Source organism: Pseudomonadales bacterium (assembly GCA_024234215.1).
In the GTDB taxonomy this organism is placed as follows: Bacteria; Pseudomonadota; Gammaproteobacteria; order Pseudomonadales; family UBA5862; genus JACKOQ01.
The window spans coordinates 860,151-878,140 of the sequence record JACKOQ010000001.1 but is presented as its reverse complement, the minus strand read 5'-3'; the positions used below and the strand labels follow the sequence as shown (position 1 = coordinate 878,140).

The following is a 17,990-nucleotide window of genomic DNA, read 5'->3' as shown; positions in this document are numbered from 1 at the left end:
ACCCGCAATGAAAACCCTCAGACTTCTTTCTCTGGTCAGCGTCTCGGCTGCCCTGGCCAGCCCTTGGGCTGTCGCCGAAACCGCCGTCGATCCGGCCCTGCCCAGCTACAGCAAGGCCAGCGGTGTCTCCGGCAACCTGTCGAGCGTCGGTTCCGACACATTGGCCAATCTGATGACCTTCTGGGCCGAAGAGTTCAAGCGCCAATACCCGAACGTCAACATCCAGATCCAGGCTGCCGGCTCCTCCACCGCGCCACCAGCGCTGACCGAAGGCACCTCCAACATCGGCCCGATGAGCCGGGAGATGAAAGGCAACGAGGTCGCTGCCTTCGAAGACAAATATGGCTACAAACCCACCGCGATCCGGGTGGCGGTCGATGCACTGGCGGTCTTCGTCCACAAGGACAATCCGATTGCGTCACTCACCATTCCGCAGGTGGATGCCATCTTCTCCACCACCCGCAAGTGCGGTGGTGCCGATGACATCGGCACCTGGGGGCAACTCGGCCTGACCGGCGACTGGGAGAAACGCTCGATCCAGATCTACGGCCGCAACTCGGTCTCCGGCACCTACGGCTACTTCAAGGAGCATGCACTGTGCAAGGGCGACTTCAAGGCCAACGTCAACGAGCAGCCAGGCTCCGCATCGGTGGTGCAGAGCATCAGCACCTCGCTGAACAGCATCGGTTACTCCGGCATCGGCTATACGACGCCCGGCGTGCGTGCACTGCCACTGGCCACCAAGGAGGGCGCCAAGCCGGTCGAGGCCACCGAGGCCAATGCGCTCAACAAGAGCTATCCGCTGTCGCGTTACCTCTATGTCTATGTGAATCAGGAGCCGGACAAGGCGCTGGCACCGATCGAACGTGAGTTCATCAAGCTGATCCTCTCCAAGCAGGGCCAGCAGGTGGTGGTCAAGGATGGCTACGTCCCGCTGCCCGCCAGCGTGGCTGCTGAAGACCTGGCCAAGATCAAGTGATCGGCCTGTGACTGTGCATGAAGGGAGACTGCCCGCCAGTCTCCCTTCATGTTTTCTGAATATCCTCTGCTGTTTTCTGACCGGTCTGGTATCTTTGCGCGCCGGATCGACATGAACGGCACCATGCCACACGGCATCCCTTTTCAATTCTGGACGACTCGCCGATGAACAAGGCCGGTTTCACCCTGATCACCTCGCCGCGCCAGCGCCGCCGCCTGCTGCTCGACAGATCGATGGAAAAGGTGATTGCCGCAGGCGGCCTGTGGGTGATCGTCACCATCCTGGCAATCTTCATCTACCTGCTCTATGTCGTGCTGCCGATCTTCCAGTCGGCTTCGATCACCCCACACGGCAACTTTGCGCTGCCGGCGGCCGAACAGGGTGAATCACTGCTGATCGATGTCGAAGAGAGCTTCCAGCTGGGCAGCCGCCTGACCGCCAACGGCCAGTTGAGCTTCTTCAATCTGACCGACGGCCAACTGGTCCGTCAGGAGCAGCTGCCGCTGGCTGCCGGACAGAAGATCGTCAAGGCCCTGGCGATTGGCGCCGTACAACGCCATCTGGTGCTGCTGCTCGAAGGCAACCAGCTGCTGATCGCCAAGGTGAGCTACAAGGTCAGCTTCGACGGCGATCGGCGCGTCCTGACGCCTCGGGTGCAGTACCCCCATGGCAAGACGCCCCTGGCCCTGCCCGCCAGCGCACCCCTCATTGATCTGGACGCCGTGCTGGAAAACGAAGCCCTGATTCTGGCGCTGGTCGATGACAGCAGGCAGTTGCAGTTGTTGAGCTATCGGACCGAGTATGGCGAACCGCTGACCACTCTCGAACAACAGGCAGTGATTCCAGCACCACAGGGCGTGGCTGCGGTACACATCGACGCCAATGCGCTCTGGCTCTACCTGGTCGGTCAGGACAACAGCATCCAGCTGTTCGACCTGCGCGACCGCAGCGCACCGCTGGCACTGCACACCTTCAGCGACTGGGTGGGCGGCAGCAATCTGATCGGCAGCCAGTTGCTGCTGGGCGGTTCATCACTGCTGGTCGCCGATGCCGAGCAGCAGATCCATCAACTGTCGATCCAGCGCGACAGCGAAAACCGCTATCAACTGCGTCAGGTCCGCAGCTTCAACAGCAGCGGCTCCATCTCGACCCTGATTCCGGAACGGTTGCGCAAGGGCTTCACCGTGCTTGACCAGGAGGGTGGCCTCGACCTCTTCTACACCACCTCGGAGCGCACTTTGCTGCGCGAAGAGAAGCTGCTGCCGGCCGCCCTGCGCAGCGCCGCCATGGCACCGCGCGGCGATGGCCTGCTGGTCGAAACCCGCGACAACCGGCTGCTCGCTTATGAGCTGCACAATCCGCATCCGGAGATCTCCTGGAGCACGCTCTGGTCGAAGGTGCAGTACGAAGGCTACCCGGAACCCCAGTACATCTGGCAATCCTCCGCTGCCAACAACGATTTCGAGGCCAAATTCAGCCTGATACCGCTGGTCTTCGGCACCTTCAAGGCAGCCTTCTATGCGATGCTGTTCTCGGTGCCGCTGGCCATTCTCGGCGCCATCTACACCGCCTACTTCATGTCGCCGAAGATGCGTGGCTGGGTCAAGCCGGCCATTGAAATGATGGCCGCGCTGCCGACGGTGATTCTTGGCTTTCTGGCCGGGCTCTGGCTGGCGCCGATGATCGAGAACCACCTGCTGGCGATCTTTCTGCTGCTGCTGATGCTGGGGCCGCTGTTCTTTCTCTGCGCCTGGCTCTGGCACCTCGCTCCCGCTGCATTGCGCTACCGTCTGCCCGAAGGCTGGGAAGCCCTGCTGCTGGTGCCGGTGGTGCTCTTCGGCATCTGGCTCGCCTTTGCGGTGGCCCCCGGAATCGAGAGCCTGCTGTTCGGCGGCAGCCTGCGCCGCTGGTTGCCGGAGGTGGCAGGCATCCACTACGACCAGCGCAACGCGCTGGTGGTGGGCATTGCGATGGGCGTGGCGGTGATTCCCAACATCTTTTCGATCACCGAGGATGCCATCTTCAGCGTGCCCAAGCACCTGACTCTCGGCTCGCTGGCACTCGGCGCCACCCCCTGGCAGACCCTGACCCGGGTGGTGCTGCTGACCGCCAGCCCCGGCATCTTCTCGGCAGTCATGATCGGCATGGGCCGGGCCGTGGGCGAAACCATGATCGTGCTGATGGCCACCGGCAACACGCCGGTGATGGATTTCAGCATCTTCGAAGGGCTGCGCACCCTCTCGGCCAACATCGCGGTGGAGATGCCGGAATCGGAGGTGAACAGCAGCCACTACCGGATTCTGTTCCTGGCGGCACTGGTGCTCTTTGCCGTCACCTTCATCTTCAACACCGCGGCCGAACTGGTCCGGCAGAATCTGCGGAAGCGTTATGGAAATCTCTGATCAATCGACCAGGGCGAGTGTGCCTCGCCCTTCGTTCAACGCCTGGCGCAACAGCGGCGCCCCCTGGATCTGGCTCAATGCCGGCGCCATCAGCATCAGCCTGATCGTGGTACTGACCCTGCTGGGATTGCTCACCGTGCGCGGTCTCTCCCACTTCTGGCCAGCCACCCTCCATGAGTACCGCTATCAACTGTCCGATGGCACGCAGGAGCGCATCATCGGCCAGCAGGTCAATGCCGAGTTCATCTCCGTCAACCAGTACCGCGAATCGACCGGTCAGGCCGCGCCGGCCGGCGCCGAACAGGTCGAGCGCTGGCTGATCAAGGTGGGCAACCGCGAGCTGCTGCCAGCCGATTTTCGCTGGCTCGACCACCATCTGATCAAACAGATCGACAGCCCCGTCCACCTGGTGCGCATCGAACGCACCGAATGGGGTGACATGTTCGGCACGCTGCAAGGCATCACCGAGGCCGGACAGCCGGTCGCCACCGGCAGTGACGCCAGCTGGCTGGCGCTGCAACCCCGGCTCGAGCGGGCCAAAACCCTGCGAGCCGAGATCCGCGCGCTGGAGAAGGGCGAAATCGGCGCGATCAACCACCAACTGGAGCGGCTGCGGCTCGAGCGGCGCAAACTGGCACTGCAAAATCAGCAGAGCGATGAAGCGCTTGCCGACATCAAGACCCGGGAGGATGCCCAGCATGCCCAGTTCGAACTGCTGCAACAGCGCCTGATCGAACTGCATGAGCAACTGGCACGCGACACGCTGCAAATCGAGGTGATGACCGGGCAGGTCGTCGATGTCCCGCTGTCGCGGGTGATCGAGGCCACCCGACCCAACAGCCTGTCGCTCTTCTCGAAGCTGCAGTGCTATGCCATCAACCTGTGGAATTTCCTCAGCGACGATCCACGGGAGGCCAACACCGAGGGCGGCATCTTTCCGGCCATTTTCGGCACCGTGATGATGGTGCTGCTGATGTCGGTGATGGTCACCCCTTTCGGCATCGTCACCGCCGTCTACATGCGTGAATATGCGCGCCAGGGCCCGCTGATCCGCGCCATCCGCATCGCCGTCAACAACCTCGCCGGTGTGCCGTCGATCGTCTATGGGGTGTTTGGCCTGGGCTTCTTCGTCTACCTGCTCGGTGGGCAAATCGACCAGTGGTTCTTTGCCGAAGCCCTGCCGGCCCCGACTCTGGGCACGCCCGGTATCCTGTGGGCATCACTGACCCTGGCCCTGCTCACGGTGCCGGTGGTGATCGTCTCGACCGAAGAGGGCTTGGCGCGCATCCCGCGTTCGATCCGCGAAGGCAGCCTGGCAGTGGGTGCCACCCGCTTCGAGACCCTGTGGCGGGTGGTGCTGCCGATGGCCAGCCCAGCCATCATGACCGGCATGATCCTCGCCATCGCCCGCGCCGCTGGTGAAGTGGCGCCGCTGATGCTGGTCGGCGTGGTCAAGCTGGCGCCGACCATGCCGATCGACGGCAACTTCCCGTTCTTCCATCTGGACCGCAAGTTCATGCACCTGGGGTTTCACATCTATGATGTCGGCTTCCAGAGCCCCAATGTCGAGGCGGCCCGGCCGCTGGTCTATGCGACCTCGTTCTTTCTGGTACTGGTCATCATCCTGCTCAACCTGACCGTGATCCTTCTACGCAACCGGCTACGGGAGAAATTCAGTGCCCTCGACAACTGAAGCCAGTTCATACATCGTCCCCAACGGCATGGGTGTCACCGTGGATCGACCCAATCGCAGCATCGATACCCCCCGCAAGCCTGGCATTGCCGATGAGTCGGTCTGCATCAAAGTGGAGCACCTCGACCTGCTCTATGGCGAAAAACAGGCGCTGTTCGACGTCAACATGCAGATTCCAGAACACTGCGTCACTGCCTTCATCGGTCCCAGCGGTTGCGGCAAATCAACCCTGTTGCGCTGCTTCAACCGCATGAACGACCTGGTCGATGGCGTACAGGTGAATGGCCGGATCCTGCTGCAGGGGCAGGACATTCACGACCCGAGCGTCAATGTCTCCGACCTGCGCCGCCATGTCGGCATGGTGTTTCAGAAGCCCAACCCCTTTCCAAAATCGATCTACGAGAATGTCGCCTACGGCCTGCGGCTGCAGGGGGTGAAACAGCGGCGTGTGCTCGACGAGAAGATCGAGTGGGCCCTGCAGAGCGCGGCACTGTGGGATGAGGTCAAGGACCGGCTCGACGACAACGCCATGGGGCTCTCCGGCGGCCAGCAGCAGCGGCTGGTGATCGCGCGCGCCATCGCCATCGAGCCCTCGGTGATCCTGCTCGATGAGCCGGCCTCGGCACTCGACCCGATCTCGACGCTGAAGATCGAGGAGCTGATCTACGAGCTCAAGTCGCACTACACCATCGTCATCGTCACCCACAACATGCAGCAGGCGGCCCGCATCTCCGACTACACTGCCTTCATGTACCTGGGCAAACTGATCGAGTTCGACAACACCGACACCCTCTTCACCAAGCCAGCCAAGAAGCAGACCGAGGATTACATCACCGGCCGCTACGGCTGATGCCACAGGAGTCAGCAATGGAACGATCACACCACATCAGCGAGCAGTACAACCTGGAGCTCGACAAGCTCCGCACCCAGGTGCTCACCATGGGCGGTCTGGTGGAGACCCAGATTCTGGATGCCATCACGGCACTGGTGGATGGCGACACCCAGAAGGCCGAACAGGTCATTCACGGCGACATCCAGGTCAACTCGATGGAGGTGACGATCGATGAGCAGTGCACCCAGATCATCGCTCGGCGTCAGCCCACCGCGGTGGACCTGCGCCTGCTGATCGCCATCCTGAAGACCATCACCGACCTCGAACGCATCGGTGACGAGGCCGAAAAGATCGCCAAGATGGCCTATGAGCTGTCGACGATGGACCGGCCGATCAACCAGTACATCGAGATCAAGCATCTGGGCGGCCATGTCCGAAAGATGCTGCATGACACCCTGGATGCCTTCGCCCGCATGGATGTCGAGGCGGCCCTCGCCGTCATCGCCGAAGACAAGGTGGTCGACCGCGAATATGAGGCGTCCATGCGCCAGTTGATCACCATCATGATGGAGGATCAGCGCAGCATCCGGCGGGTGCTCAACACCCTCTGGTCGGCCCGCGCGCTGGAGCGCATCGGCGACCATGCCAAGAACATCTGCGAATATGTAATCTTCTGCGTCAAGGGCAAGGATGTCCGCCACATCGGTCTGGAGCAGAAGCAGCGGACCGCACTGGATGCACCCACCCTCGGGGAGGCGGAGTAGCACCGCAACGAAGCGTCGCGGGTCAGCCACCGACCCGCCTCCGCTCAACTCTTGCTGTTCTGCCTCTGCTCGAAGGCGGCCAACTGCTCGGGTGTGGCCTCGCGCTGGTGATGTGCCTTCCACTCGCTGTAGGGCATGCCATAGACCTGCTCCCGCGCCGCTTCGTAATCGAGCGACAGGCCACGTTCGGCCGCTGCCTCCACCAGCCACTTGGCCAGGCAGTTGCGGCAGAAATCAGCCAGGTTCATCAACTCAATGTTCTGCAGTTGCGGCCGTGCCCGCAGATGCTCGAGCAGATGGCGAAAAGCCGCGGCTTGCAGTTCAATGGTCGTTGCGGGCTCCATCATTCACCTCCAGCGATTCAGTTGAAAGCGTGCACACCGCACGCGCCAGATGGACCATGGTAGCAAGAATTGGCCCGATCCTGGCTTCAAAAACCCATTCACGGTCGCAAGACGAGAACCACCATGTCAGAATTTCCCCACGCCGCATCCGCTTCGGTACCGCCGCTGGACGGCACTCCCTGGAGCCAGGCCTGGCAGGCGTTGATTCCCCATCAGCAGCGGCTGGCCGGGCAGAGGCTTTCTGCACTGTTCAGTGCCGATCCCCGGCGTGCCGAACGCTACAGCGTGAGCGCCGCCGGACTGCAACTCGACTACGCCAAGAACCGGCTCGATGACCCAGCGCTTGCCGCACTGCTGACGCTGGCCAAAGCCGCCGGCGTCAGCGACGGGATCGCCGCCATGTTCCGGGGTGAACCGATCAATCCGACCGAAGCGCGTCCTGCCCTGCACATCGCCCTGCGTGGCAGCTTCACCGACCAAGCCGATCTGGCCGTCAATGCCGAGGTCGACAGCACCTTGGCCCGGCTGGAGGCGCTGGTCACCTCGGTGGCGAACCGCGATTGGCGCGGCTTCAGCGACCGACCGATCACCGACATCGTCAACATCGGCATCGGCGGTTCGGACCTCGGTCCGGTGATGGCCACCGAGGCGCTGCGCCCCTACCACACCGGCCGCTTTCGCAGCCACTTTCTGGCCAACATCGATGGTGCCGACTTCGAGCGCACCCTGCACGGGCTCGACCCCGCCACCACGCTGTTCATCGTCGCCTCCAAGTCGTTCGGCACACTCGAAACCCGCAAGAATGCCGAGGCAGCACGCGCCTGGGTGCTGGCCGATTCGGGTGATCCCGCCGCCGTGGCGCGTCACTTCGTGGCGGTGTCGGCCAATGTCGCCAAGGCAGTCGCCTTCGGCATCGACGAACGGCAGGTCTTTCCGCTGTGGGACTGGGTCGGTGGCCGCTACTCGCTCTGGTCGGCAATCGGGCTGCCGATCATGTTCGCCATCGGCGTCAATGGCTTTCGCGCACTGCAACAGGGCGCCCAGGCGATGGACAGCCACTTTGCCCAGGCCGAACTGGCACACAACATGCCGGTGCTGCTGGCGCTGCTGGGCATCTGGTACCAGAACCTGTGGGGCGCACGCTCACAGGCGATACTGCCCTATCTGCATGACCTGCGCCGCTTCCCCGATTTTCTGCAACAACTGGAGATGGAGAGCAACGGCAAATCCTGCAACCTGGCCGGCGAACCGCTCGCTTACCACAGCGCCGCCGTGGTCTGGGGCACGCCCGGCACGCTGGGCCAGCACTCGTTTCACCAACTGCTGCATCAGGGCACTCAGTTCATCCCGGTCGATTTCATCACCGCGCTGCGCGCCCACCACCGGGTGGCCGACCACCACCACCATCTCTTCGCCAACTGCGTGGCACAGAGTCAGGCGCTGCTGGAGGGCAAGAGCCTCGAAGCGGCCACCGCAGAGCTGCTGCAGGCCGGACTCGATCGCGAGCAGGCCCGCCAACTGGCCCCGCACAAGGTGATTGCCGGCAACCGGCCCAGCAACATGCTGCTGATGGAGCAACTGACGCCGCAGACCCTGGGCGCACTGATCGCGCTCTATGAGCACAAGGTCTATGTGCAGAGCCTGATCTGGCGCATCAATGCATTCGACCAGTGGGGAGTGGAGCTGGGCAAGCAGTTGAGCGAACGCATCTCGCCACTGCTGATCGACGGCACGCTGCCGCTGCCCGATCAGTTCGATGGCTCGACCGCCGCACTGATTCGGCGCTACCGCAGCGGCCTGCTGTGAAAGCCGGGAGTGCGTCCGTTACGGCGCCTGGTGGACGATCCGTCCATCGAGCAGCGTATGGCGCACCCGCCCCACCAGTTCGCTCTCGAGCAGCGGGCTGTTCTGCCCTCTTGAGTGCAACGTGGCGGCGCTCAGTCGCCAGCGCTCAGCGGGGGCAAAGAGGCAGAGGTCGGCGCGGGCACCCGGCAGCAGCGAGCCGGCGTCGAGTCCAAGCAACCGGGCAGGTGCGCTGCTGAGCCGTTCGATCAGTTTGATCAGTGGCATCTCGACCTGGCTTGCAGCGGCCAGCGCCAGTGGCAACAGCGTCTCGAGTGCGGAGATTCCCGGCTCGGTGGCGGCAAAGGGTGCCAGCTTGGCCTCGGCCTCGTGCGGCTGATGGTCGGAGCAGATGGCATCGACCACCCCCTCCAGCACCCCCTGCAACAGCGCCTGGCGGTCGGCCTCGCCGCGCAGCGGTGGCCGCAGATGGAAGCGGGCGTCATAGTCGAGCAGCGCGCGCTCGTTCCAGATCAACTGATGGGCGGCCACGTCGGCAGTGACCGGCAATCCCTGCGCCTTGGCCTGGGCGATCAACGCCACCGACCGGGCGGCCGACAGCCGTCCGAAGTGGACCCGCGCACCGGTCTGCTCGACCAGCAGCAGCACCGTGGCAATGGCGATGCTCTCGGCACTGGCCGGGATGCCGGTCAGGCCCAGACGGCTGGCCACCTCGCCTTCATGGGCACAGCCATCGGCCGCCAGCGTCGGCTCCTCGGGTTCGACAAACAGCATCAGGCCATTGCTGGCCGCATACTCCATGCAGTGTCGCAGCACCCGCGCAGTGGCCAGCGGCGCCTTGCCGTTGCTCATGCCAACGCAACCAGCGGCCCGCAGCGCCGCCATCTCGGCCGGAAATGCCCCGGCCAACTGCTGCGTCAGTGCGCCCAGCACCACCACCCGTGCCGCACCGGCCGCGCGCGCCTGCGCCTCGATCAGCCGGACCACCGCCGGCGTGTCGATCGGAGGCCGGGTGTCGGGTGGCATGCAGAGCGTGGTGATGCCGCCGGCCAGCGCGGCCCGGCATTCACTCTCCAGTGTCGCCTTCTGCTCATCGCCGGGTTCGCGCGGCCGCACCGCCAGATCGACGAAACCCGGCGCCACCACCCAACCCTGGGCGTCGATCTGCTGCTCGGCCACGAAACCGGGCGGTGGCTCGCCAATCGACAGAATCCGGCCGTCGCTGACCGCCAGATCGGCGACGCGGTCGATGCCCTGAACCGGGTCGATGACCCGGCCACCGCGGATCAGCAGCGCCGGTGCCGGCACGGCCCTGGATCGATCAGACATGGAGCGCGGACTCCTGCTGTCTGGCCAGCGTCTGGCCACTCATCGTCATCGACAGAATCGCCATCCGCACGGCGATGCCGTTGCTCACCTGTTGCAGGATCACCGACTGCGGCCCGTCGGCCACCTCGGACTGGATCTCGACGCCGCGGTTGATCGGTCCCGGATGCATGACGATCGCATCGGGCCGGGCATAGGCCAGTTTTTCGGTGGTCAGCCCATAAAGCTGGTAATACTCATTGAAGCTCGGCAGCAGCGCGCTCTGCATCCGCTCGCGCTGCAAACGCAGCATGATCACCACATCGACGTCGCTCAGCCCCTCTTCGAGCCGGGTGAAGTGGCGCACTCCGAAGGCGTCGATGCCGGCCGGCAGCAGCGTGAGCGGGGCAATCAGCCGCACCTCGCCGGTGCCCAGCGTCTTCAGTGCCTTGATCTGCGAGCGGGCGACGCGGGAGTGCAGGATGTCGCCGACGATCGCCACCTTCAGCGGCTCGAAGGCCCCCTTGTGGCGGCGAATCGTGAACATGTCGAGCATCGCCTGCGTCGGATGGGCATGGCGCCCATCACCGGCATTGATCACCGCCACGTCGGGCGTCACCTGGGCGGCGATGAAGTGGGCCGCGCCGCTGTCGGCATGGCGCACGATGAACATGTCGCTGGCCATCGCCTCCAGATTGCGCAGGGTGTCGAGCAGGCTCTCGCCCTTGGAGGTGGCCGAGGTGCCGATGTTGAGGCTGAGCACATCGGCCGACAGCCGCTTGGCGGCCAGCTCGAAGGTGGTGCGGGTGCGGGTGCTGGCCTCGAAGAAGAGATTGACCACGGTCTTGCCGCGCAGCAGCGGCACCTTCTTGACCGGCTGATCACCAACCGTGAGAAAAGATTCGGCGGTGTCGAGAATCTCGGTCAATATCTGCCGCGACAGCCCCTCGATGGCCAGAAAATGGCGCAACTGCCCCTGCGGGGTGAGCTGGAGGTCATGCGGCGGCTGGCTGTTCATCGGCGCGCAGTGTAACCGCTGGCTCCGGGTCGGCCAACAATCACGGGGCGGTGCGTTCGAGGCGCAGCGACAGCGGCTGCGGCCCGGTCAGCTTGATCCGCTCACCCGGCGCCAGCAGCAGCCGCTCGCCACACACATCGGGCTGGATCGGCAGCTCACGCTGCGGCAGGTCGATCAGCACCGCCAGCATCACCGAGGCCGGCCGACCATAGTCGAACAGCTCATTGAGCGCGGCGCGAATGGTTCGGCCACTCATGATCACGTCATCCACCAGCAGCAGCGCGCGACCATCGACCGCGAAGGGCAGTTGCGACGGCGCCACCTTCGGTTGCAGGCCGATGCGGGTGAAGTCATCGCGGTAGAAGCCGATGTCGAGCGTGCCGAGCGGTTCGTCGAGACCCAGCCGCTGATGCAGCTGCTCGGCCACCCAGACGCCGCCGGTGCGAATGCCGACCATGGCCGGCCGACTGATTCGCAACGCAGCGAGCTGCTGGCGCAACGCTGCGGCCATCGCATCGAGCAACAGATCCACCGCCGGAAGTTCAACCATTCGACTGCTCCAGATTGATGTCCGCGCCCTGCCGCCGCGCCATCGACGCTTCATGCAGAAAGGTCTCGACGATCAGGCAGGCGGCCTGCGCGTCGATGCCGGGTTCATTCGATCGCGGCGGCCGCTGCTGCCGCCGCCGTTCCAGTTGCCGACCCCGCGCTTCGAAGCTGGAGAGCCGCTCATCCACCAGATGCACCGGCAGCCGGTAGCGCTCGCGCAGCCGGTTGGCGAACTTGCGCGCACGCAACGTCATCTCGCTGGCGCTGCCATCCATGTTGAGTGGCTCGCCCACCAGCAGTGAGCCCGGTTGCCACTCGGCGATCAGCCGGTCGAACTGCGCCCAGTCGGCGATGCCGTCGCGTGCCGGCAGCACCCGCAGTGGCGTGGCCCGACCGGTGAGCCCCTGCCCCACCGCCACGCCGATGCGTCTGGAGCCGAAGTCGAACCCGAGCACGACCTGCTGGCTGCACGGCGTCACTTCAGGCATGTCCGGGCTGGGCATGGAGCAGACTGAGGTTGATGCCGAGGGTGGCGGCGGCGGCCGCGGCGCGGCGCGACGGTTCGGCCGTGAAGAGCAGATCGGTCGTGGCCGGCACCGTGAGCCAGGCGTTGTCGGCCAGCTCCTGCTCGAGCTGCCCCTCGCTCCAGCCGGCATAGCCCAGTGCCACCAAGTAGTCGGCCGGGCCGTCATTGGCGCCGATCGCCTCCAGCGCATCGCGTGAGGTGCACAGCACGACCTCGTCACTCACCTGCAGTGACGAGAGGTAGCGCGCAGGACCGCGGTGCAGAATGAAGCCCTGTTCGCTCTGCACCGGTCCGCCAAAGTAGAGCGGCGCCTCGCGGGCGGGCCCGGCATGGCTGTCGATCTGCAACTGGTCGAGAATCTCGCCGAGCTGCATCGGCAGCGGCCGGTTGACGATCAGCCCCATCGCCCCCTGCGCGCTGTGCTCGCAAAGAAAGATCAGACTCTGGGCAAAGAGCGATCCCTCGAGCTGTGGCATCGCGATCAGAAATTGATTGCGCAACGTCTGCACCGGGGACTCCCTCTTTCGACATGGCGCCAGTATCGGGCGAAAGCCCGGATGCGACAAGCCGCCGCGGTGGTAACATGCCGGCCAGCGCGGCCGACCCGCACGCAGCGCCGCCGATTGCAGGCGCAACGGCAGACGGCACGCACCCAGCCATGCACAACCCAGGAGCAGCAATGAGCATCAGCACCCCCGACCTTTGCGACCAGTTTGCCGACAAGATCCGTCTCGTCGAGCCGATGTTCGGCAACTATGGCGGCCGCTCCGCCTTCGGTGGCCAGATCGTCACCATCAAATGCTTTGAAGACAACTCGCTGGTCAAGAGCCAGGTCGGCCAGAACGGCCGTGGCAAGGTGCTGGTGGTCGATGGCGGCGGCTCCAGCCGCCGTTCGCTGCTCGGCGACATGCTGGCCGAGGAGGCCGCCAAGAATGGCTGGCAGGGCATCGTCATCTATGGCGCCATCCGCGATGTCGACGCGCTCGCCGAGACCGACCTCGGCGTGCAGGCATTGACCACCTGTCCGATGAAGACCGAAAAACGCGGCATCGGCGACCTCGACGTGCCGGTCACCTTCGGCGGCGTCACCTTCAACCCCGGCGAGTATCTCTATGCCGACAACAATGGCATCATCGTCAGCGCTTCAAAACTGATCTGAAACCGACCGAAGGAGAATAACAATGGAGCTCAAAGAGCGTGTCTGCATCATCACCGGCGCCGCCGGCGGCATCGGCCAGGCGGCCGCACGGCGCTTCCACGCCGAAGGCGCCCGGCTGATGCTGGTGGACCTCGACCCGGGGCCACTCGGCGAAGTGGCCAGATCGATCGGCCCCGACGTCGCCTGGTGCCAGGCCGATGTCACCCAGCCCGAACAGGTGAAGCGCTATGTCGACGAAACCGTGGCACGCTTTGGCCGCATCGACGGCTTTCTGAACAACGCCGGCATCGAGGGCGTGGTGGCGCCGATCACCGACTCACCGATCGAGATGTTCGACCGGGTGATGGCGGTCAATGTGCGTGGCGTCTGGCTCGGGCTCAAGTATGTGATGGCCGAAATGCAGAAGAGCGGCGGTGGCAGCATCGTCATCACCTCCTCGACCGCCGGCATCAAGGGCGGGCCCGGCCTGTCGCCCTATGTCACCAGCAAACATGCCGTCGTCGGCATGATGCGCAGCGCATCGCGCGAAGGCGCGCCGTTCAAGATCAGGGTCAACACCGTCAACCCCTCGCCGATCGACACCCGCATGATGCGCTCGCTGGAGCAGGGGATGGCGCCGTCGGCGCCGGAGCTGGCGAAGGAGCGGGTGGCCTCCGGCATTCCGCTCGGCCGCTACGGCCAGCCGGAAGAGGTCGCCGAACTGATGCTGTTTCTGGTCAGCGACCGCGCCAGCTTCCTGACCGGTGCCACCTACATGGTCGATGGCGGCATCTCGGCCACCTGAATGCAGTGGGGGAGGGCCCTCAGGCGCCTCCCCCACTTTCGTCTGAACCGCAGCGTCATGGCTGCGTCACCTTCCACCGGCTACCGGTGCCCAACGGCCCGCTGCCGCTGCGCCCGGGAGCGGTCAGCGGCTCACGCCTTGCGGCGCTTCATCATTCCCACCATGCCGATGGCCGGGAGCAGCAGCGCCCAAGTCTGCGGCAGCGGAACGGCGCTAGGGGTTGCATGCAAGCGCACATTGTCGAAGTTCCCTTGGAAGGATGCAGAGTCTAAAAAAATCGTGATTGGCTGACCTACGTCAGCGGCTAATCCTACGTAGGTCGCGGTGAACGGCGCCCACCCGCCGACCACGGGCGTTCCTATTCCGTCATAGAAAACATCGTTCACTTTGAGACGTGGAACACCCCCGGGGCTGGCATCCTTTCTGTAGCCAACGTCTACTAACAAGGTGTAAATGACCCCTTGTTGAACTACTGCACCTACCGTCTGCACGATTCCAGGGATCGAGGTATAGACCGATGTGATGCCATCGGAAAGCGAGTCGAAGTAGGTCGTATTGCCAACGTCGGTGCCGGGACGAAATTGCCCACTGGAGAGGCCGAGTCCAAGGAAAGGTATATTTTTCCACCCTGGAATGAGTTCCTCGCTGTAGCTACAACCTGTTCCGCAACTGTTGGGAAGACCGGTAACCGGAAGAATTTCAAAGGACGGGTTAACAACTGTAATAAGTGCAGCCCGCGCGTGACCACCCCATAAGGTGAGAGATATCAATATGATATTTAATACTAAAGCTTTTAGAGATTTCAGTTTCATAAGGATCATCCTGTAGTTGACAAAGTTGTAATAGACTCCATCACTGTGAACACTCCTCCGTGAAAGCCAGTAGAGGGCATCAGGGTTTCGCCCGGGCAAGCCCTTATAGCACTCTTCAAAAAAAAACCTGCAACCCTGCCTGCAACGGCTGCGCTGCGCTGGCCGATCGGTGGCTTTCGACCCGTTCAGCGCCCGCGCAGAAACCACTGATCGACCGTCGCCAGCTCGATCTGCATCCAGGTGGGGCGGCCATGGTTGCACTGGCCGTTGCGTTCGGTCTGCTCGATGTCGCGCAGCAGCGCATTCATCTCCGGCAGGGTCAGCCGCCGTCGGGCCCGCACCGCGCCGTGGCAGGCGATGGTGGCCAGCAACTGGTTGCGCTCCAGTTCGACCCGGTCGCTGCGGCCATGGGTGCGCAGGTCGGCCAGAATGTCACGCAGCAGTTGGGCCGCATCGACCTGGGCCAGCAGTGCCGGCAGGCTGCGCAGGACGATCTGCTGTGGCCCCAGTGGCTCGGCGTCGATGCCGAGCCGCCGCAGCAGTTCGCCGCAGGCGTCGAGCAGTTCGACCTCGGCCGGCGTGGCCGGCAGCGACAGCGGCAGCAGCAGCGGCTGGCAGGCGAGCGGCGCCTGATCATGGCTGCGCTTCAGCCGCTCATAGAGGATGCGTTCATGGGCGGCATGCATGTCGACCAGCACCAGCCCCTGCCGGTTCTGCGCCAGAATGTAGATCTCATGCAACTGCCCCAGCGCATGGCCGAGCGGTGGCTCTGCCTCGTCCGCTGCGGCTTCGGCCAGTGGCTGCGCCAGTGCGGCGTAGAAGGTCAGGCTCTCCGCCACCTGGTTCGGTGTCACCGCCGCAGTGGGCGGACGCAGCGCCAGCGGCTGTTGCTGCAGCGGCGCCGCCGCGCCATACAGCCCCGGCTGCGGCCGGTCACTGATCGGCGCGGCCGACAGCGCGATGCGATCGGCCGGTTGCAGTTCGGCAATGGCGCGGTGCAGTGCCGAGTAGATGAAGTCATGCACGCCGCGACTGTCGCGGAAGCGCACTTCATGCTTGGTCGGATGGACATTGACATCGACCGCCAGCGGATCGATCTCGAGGTAGAGCAGACAGACCGGATGGCGGCCCTGGTAGAGCACATCGCGATAGGCCTGCCGCAGCGCATGGCTGACCAGCTTGTCGCGGATGGTCCGGCCATTGACATAGAAGTACTGCAAGTCGGCCTGGCTGCGCGAAAAGGTCGGCATGCCGATCCAGCCCCACAGCCGCAGGCCATCGCCGTGGCGGTCGACGACGAGCGCCTGTTCGAGAAAGTCGCGTCCCAGAATCTGCTCGACCCGGCGCGCCGAACCCGGTTCGGTGACGGCGTCGAGCCGATGGATCAGCCGCTGGTTGTGCCGCAGTGAGAAGGCGACATCGAAGCGGCTGAGGGCGATCTGCTTGAACAGCTCGTTGATACGCTCGAACTCGGTGCGCTCGCTGCGCAGAAAGCGGCGCCGTGCCGGGGTGTTGAAGAAGAGCTCGCGCACTTCGAGGCTGCTGCCGCGCGGATGGGGTGCCGGCAGCAGCTGCGGGCCGTCGGCCAGCCCCTCGGTGCTGATGCGCCAGCCCTGGGTGCTGTCGTGCTGCGGGTTGGAGGTGAAGCTCAGCTTCGACACCGAGGCGATGCTGGCGAGTGCCTCGCCGCGAAAGCCGAGGGTGGCGATGCGCTCCAGGTCATCGAGCAGGGCGATCTTGCTGGTGGCATGGCGCGCCAGCGCCAGCGCGAGCTGGTCGCCCGGCACCCCGCTGCCGTCATCACGCACCTGAATCCGCCTGACACCGCCGGCCTCGACCTCCACGTCGATCGAGCTGGCCTGCGCATCCAGGCTGTTTTCGAGCAGCTCCTTCAGCACCGAGGCGGGGCGTTCGACCACCTCGCCGGCGGCAATCTGGTTGGCGAGTGCGGCGGGCAGTTCGCGAATCGGTTTCATCGGCGGCAAAGTGGGGCACTCTGAGTGAGAGGCGCCAATTATCGGCCAATTCAGCCGGGTTGCGGGAGCCGTTCGCCTACCAGCGCCTACCAGAGATAGCCCAGTTGCGACGCCACCGGCTCCACCGCACGCCTGAGCAGCCACTGCTCCAGCCGGTTGACCCGCACCTTGGCTCCACCACGCTCCGAGCTGCCGACCTTGTCGGTCAGCACGGCACGGTCGATGTGGATGTCGAGGTGGGCCTCGATGGCGTCGATCGGCGGCTGCTCGCCGATCAGATCTTCATAGCGCACCAGCAGGGCGTCCAGCTTCTGCGCATCGCGCAGGAAGCCTGCCATCAGCGTGCACCAGTGGCGGCCGAAGTCGGTCGGGGTGAAGACTGGTCGGTCAGGGAAGGTGTCGTACCAGCTGCGGCCATAGCGGCTGTAGGAGCGGTAGGCTTCGAGCGGGTGGCGGTAGAGGAACAGAAAGCGCGCCCGCGGGTAGAGCCAGCGCAGATAGAGCCCCTGCTCGATGCCGAAGCGCACCTCCTTGATGCCCCAGCGCGCCACCCCGGCGCGTGCTGCCGGCACACCGAACAGGGTGTCGAACAGGGCACGATGCGCCTGGCGCAGGTCACTCAGTGCCGGGAACAGGTTGGCGATCCAGTTGCCCGACAGGTCGCCGGGGGGGCGACCATCGTAGAAGTAGTCGGCCGGCGGCCAGTCGGGCCGGAACGGCGGCAGTGTGCCGGCCAGTGCCTGCACCAGTCCGCATTCGTCATAGGGTTCGCCCCAGATCAGCACCCGGGCGTCGGACATGATCAGCCGCTGCAGCAGCGTCGAACCGGAGCGCCAGCCGGCCGAGAGCAGAAAGATCGGTGCCGGTTCATCGGCTTCGATCACTGCCGGGCAGTGCTGCTGCAACTGCTCGATGCCGGAACGGATGCCGGGCTGGCGCAACAGCGCCTGCCGGTGCGCCGCACGCGCCTGGGCCGGGCCGCGCAGTGCGTCACTCAGAATTTGAAAGAAGGACATCGGGGCTTCCTGACTTGCGTTGGCGCTG

The 17,990-nt window shown here is 64.5% G+C and carries 17 protein-coding genes; 8 read left to right on the top strand and 9 right to left on the bottom strand.

The features are described 5' to 3' along the window. Nucleotides 1-7 precede the first annotated feature (7 nt). The 5 genes from pstS to phoU all read left to right on the top strand — a co-directional run bounded on the left by pstS (nt 8) and on the right by phoU (nt 6,670). Nucleotides 8-979 (top strand): phosphate ABC transporter substrate-binding protein PstS family protein, encoded by a 972-nt coding sequence (gene pstS / locus H7A13_04250; GenBank protein ID MCP5332552.1) that lies wholly within the window; start codon nt 8-10, stop codon nt 977-979. Between the two features lie 164 nt (nt 980-1,143). Then, nucleotides 1,144-3,381 (top strand): ABC transporter permease subunit, encoded by a 2,238-nt coding sequence (locus H7A13_04245; protein MCP5332551.1) that lies wholly within the window; start codon nt 1,144-1,146, stop codon nt 3,379-3,381. Next, on the top strand, nt 3,368-5,074 hold the full coding sequence (gene pstA / locus H7A13_04240; GenBank protein ID MCP5332550.1) for a phosphate ABC transporter permease PstA: 1,707 nt from the start codon (nt 3,368-3,370) through the stop codon (nt 5,072-5,074). The genes H7A13_04245 and pstA overlap by 14 nt, the downstream gene beginning before the upstream one ends. A gap of 28 nt (nt 5,075-5,102) precedes the next feature. After that, nucleotides 5,103-5,924: a phosphate ABC transporter ATP-binding protein gene (locus H7A13_04235; GenBank protein MCP5332549.1), complete on the top strand. Its 822-nt coding sequence runs from the start codon at nt 5,103-5,105 to the stop codon at nt 5,922-5,924. 17 nt (nt 5,925-5,941) lie between these two features. Next, nucleotides 5,942-6,670 carry a phosphate signaling complex protein PhoU gene (gene phoU, locus H7A13_04230; GenBank protein MCP5332548.1) on the top strand — a complete coding sequence of 243 codons (729 nt, stop codon included), beginning with the start codon at nt 5,942-5,944 and terminating at the stop codon, nt 6,668-6,670. Between the two features lie 44 nt (nt 6,671-6,714). Here phoU and H7A13_04225 read toward each other — a convergent pair whose 3' ends face one another. Next, entirely contained in the window at nt 6,715-7,014 is a 300-nt protein-coding gene (locus H7A13_04225; protein MCP5332547.1) for a DUF1244 domain-containing protein, read from the bottom strand. Between the two features lie 123 nt (nt 7,015-7,137). Between H7A13_04225 and pgi the strand changes: the two genes are divergently transcribed. Next, complete coding sequence (gene pgi, locus H7A13_04220) at nt 7,138-8,820, top strand: glucose-6-phosphate isomerase (protein ID MCP5332546.1); 1,683 nt, start codon at nt 7,138-7,140, stop codon at nt 8,818-8,820. An 18-nt stretch (nt 8,821-8,838) separates the two neighbouring features. Here pgi and H7A13_04215 read toward each other — a convergent pair whose 3' ends face one another. Genes H7A13_04215 through H7A13_04195 form a run of 5 tightly spaced genes read right to left on the bottom strand, consistent with a single transcriptional unit; the run spans nt 8,839 to nt 12,691 of the window. Further along, nucleotides 8,839-10,146 (bottom strand): dihydroorotase, encoded by a 1,308-nt coding sequence (locus tag H7A13_04215; protein ID MCP5332545.1) that lies wholly within the window; start codon nt 10,144-10,146, stop codon nt 8,839-8,841. Continuing rightward, on the bottom strand, nt 10,139-11,140 hold the full coding sequence (locus tag H7A13_04210) for an aspartate carbamoyltransferase catalytic subunit (GenBank protein MCP5332544.1): 1,002 nt from the start codon (nt 11,138-11,140) through the stop codon (nt 10,139-10,141). Before H7A13_04210 ends, H7A13_04215 begins: the two co-directional genes overlap by 8 nt. A gap of 40 nt (nt 11,141-11,180) precedes the next feature. Then, complete coding sequence (gene pyrR / locus H7A13_04205; GenBank protein ID MCP5332543.1) at nt 11,181-11,690, bottom strand: bifunctional pyr operon transcriptional regulator/uracil phosphoribosyltransferase PyrR; 510 nt, start codon at nt 11,688-11,690, stop codon at nt 11,181-11,183. Continuing rightward, complete coding sequence (gene ruvX / locus H7A13_04200) at nt 11,683-12,177, bottom strand: Holliday junction resolvase RuvX (protein MCP5332542.1); 495 nt, start codon at nt 12,175-12,177, stop codon at nt 11,683-11,685. The genes pyrR and ruvX overlap by 8 nt, the downstream gene beginning before the upstream one ends. Then, entirely contained in the window at nt 12,170-12,691 is a 522-nt protein-coding gene (locus H7A13_04195; protein MCP5332541.1) for a YqgE/AlgH family protein, read from the bottom strand. The genes ruvX and H7A13_04195 overlap by 8 nt, the downstream gene beginning before the upstream one ends. A 203-nt stretch (nt 12,692-12,894) precedes the next feature. On the opposite strand from H7A13_04195, the gene rraA reads away from it, so the two are divergent. Then, a complete protein-coding gene (rraA, locus tag H7A13_04190; GenBank protein ID MCP5332540.1) occupies nt 12,895-13,374 on the top strand; it encodes a ribonuclease E activity regulator RraA in 480 nt (159 codons plus the stop codon). Nucleotides 13,375-13,396: 22 nt separating this feature from the next. Further along, nucleotides 13,397-14,158: an SDR family oxidoreductase gene (locus H7A13_04185; GenBank protein MCP5332539.1), complete on the top strand. Its 762-nt coding sequence runs from the start codon at nt 13,397-13,399 to the stop codon at nt 14,156-14,158. A 131-nt stretch (nt 14,159-14,289) separates the two neighbouring features. On the opposite strand, the gene H7A13_04180 is transcribed toward H7A13_04185, so the two are convergent. From H7A13_04180 to H7A13_04170, 3 genes are all read right to left on the bottom strand, one after another. After that, nucleotides 14,290-14,970 (bottom strand): hypothetical protein, encoded by a 681-nt coding sequence (locus H7A13_04180; protein ID MCP5332538.1) that lies wholly within the window; start codon nt 14,968-14,970, stop codon nt 14,290-14,292. A 185-nt stretch (nt 14,971-15,155) separates the two neighbouring features. Beyond that, nucleotides 15,156-16,946, bottom strand: coding sequence for a DNA mismatch repair endonuclease MutL (gene mutL, locus H7A13_04175; GenBank protein MCP5332537.1), 1,791 nt, complete (start codon nt 16,944-16,946; stop codon nt 15,156-15,158). Between the two features lie 86 nt (nt 16,947-17,032). Continuing rightward, a complete protein-coding gene (locus H7A13_04170) occupies nt 17,033-17,962 on the bottom strand; it encodes a sulfotransferase (GenBank protein MCP5332536.1) in 930 nt (309 codons plus the stop codon). Nucleotides 17,963-17,990: the final 28 nt, after the last annotated feature.